Origin of the sequence: Nocardia sp. CC227C (assembly GCF_030767025.1) — a bacterium.
Lineage (GTDB): Bacteria > Actinomycetota > Actinomycetes > Mycobacteriales > Mycobacteriaceae > Nocardia.
The window spans coordinates 1-1,359 of record NZ_JASITE010000043.1; the positions used below are offsets into that span (position 1 = coordinate 1).

Here is a 1,359-nt window from a genome sequence, read left to right on the forward strand (position 1 = left end):
TGAATCCCCCCAGGTTTGATGCCGCTCTCCTTTGAGTCAGGAAGGATGAGCAGCATGCCCCAGAAGATCGATCCGGAGATCAGGGCCCGTGCGGTGCGCCTGGTGAACGAGCACCGAAACGAGTACCCGTCGTTGACCCTCGCGGTCGAGGCGGTGGCGCGACAGGTCGGGGTGAGCAAGGAAAGCGTGCGTCGCTGGCTGCGCCAGGCGCAGATCGACGACGGTCAGCGAGAGGGTGTGACCACCGAGGAATCGGAGGAGCTGAAGCGGCTGCGGGCTGAAAATAGAAGGCTGCGTGAGGATGTCGCGATCCTGAAAGCGGCAGCGACTTTCTTCGCGGGGGAGCTCGACCCCCGCGGCCGTTGATCGAGGGTTTCATCGACGCCATGCGAGAACAGGGGCATACGGTCGAGTCGATCTGCAGAGTGCTGACAGCACAGGGCTGCACGATCGCCGCACGCACCTACCGGTCCTGGAAACAGGCCGCTCCCGCCGCACGCACCGTCAGCGATGCCCACGCCGTGGACGCGGTCCGCGAGGCCGCCTACGCCACCGGCGCCGACGGGCGCCGCATACGGACCCCCGAAGGGCTTTACGGGCGCGCGAAGATGCTGTCGTATCTGCGAAGAACCAGCATGCCCGAGGTGACGCCCGGCGCGGTGGACCGTGCGATGCGTGCGCTCGGGTTGTCCGGAGTGCGGCGCGGCAAGGCGGTGCGCACCACCGTGCCCGGTCGCGACGGCCGCCGTGCCGGTGATCTTCTGGATAGGAATTTTACTGCGCCGCAACCGAATCGGGTGTGGGTGACCGATTTCACGCATGTGCGGACGTGGGCGGGGATGGTGTATGTGGCGTTCATCGTCGACGTGTTCTCGCAAAAGATCGTGGCCTGGCACGCGGCCACCTCGAAGGTGACCGACCTGGTCATGACCCCGCTGCGGATCGCGTTGTGGCAACGCGACCGCGAAGGCCGCCCGGTCACTCCGGGCGAGTTGATTCATCACAGCGATGCCGGGTCGCAGTACACGTCCATAAAACTCACTGAAAGGCTTGCACTGGAACGAATTTCGCCATCGATAGGCAGTGTTGCCGATGCCTATGACAACGCGTTGATGGAAACGATCAACGGGCTCTACAAGACCGAATGCATCCGCACCGAGGTCTTCCACGACGGCCCGTACAAGACCCTCGCCGACGTCGAGTACGCCACCGCCGGCTGGGTCGACTGGTGGAACAACCGACGCCTGCACGGCAGCCTCGGAATGATCCCACCGGCCGAGTTCGAGGACAACCACTACGCTGCTCTCAACCGAGAGCCGCAACCCGTATAGGAGCGGCAGAAAACCTCGGGGGATTCAG

Annotated in this window: 1 protein-coding gene; it reads left to right on the forward strand. The window is 64.4% G+C overall.

Annotation, left to right across the window (positions count from 1 at the left end; all coding sequences use genetic code 11):
- Positions 1-54: 54 nt before the first annotated feature.
- A protein-coding gene (locus QMO76_RS35180) for an IS3 family transposase (protein ID WP_306365698.1) occupies positions 55-1,331 on the forward strand; the annotation gives its coding sequence in 2 pieces (ribosomal slippage) (positions 55-328 and positions 328-1,331; 1,278 coding nt in all).
- Positions 1,332-1,359 lie beyond the last annotated feature (28 nt).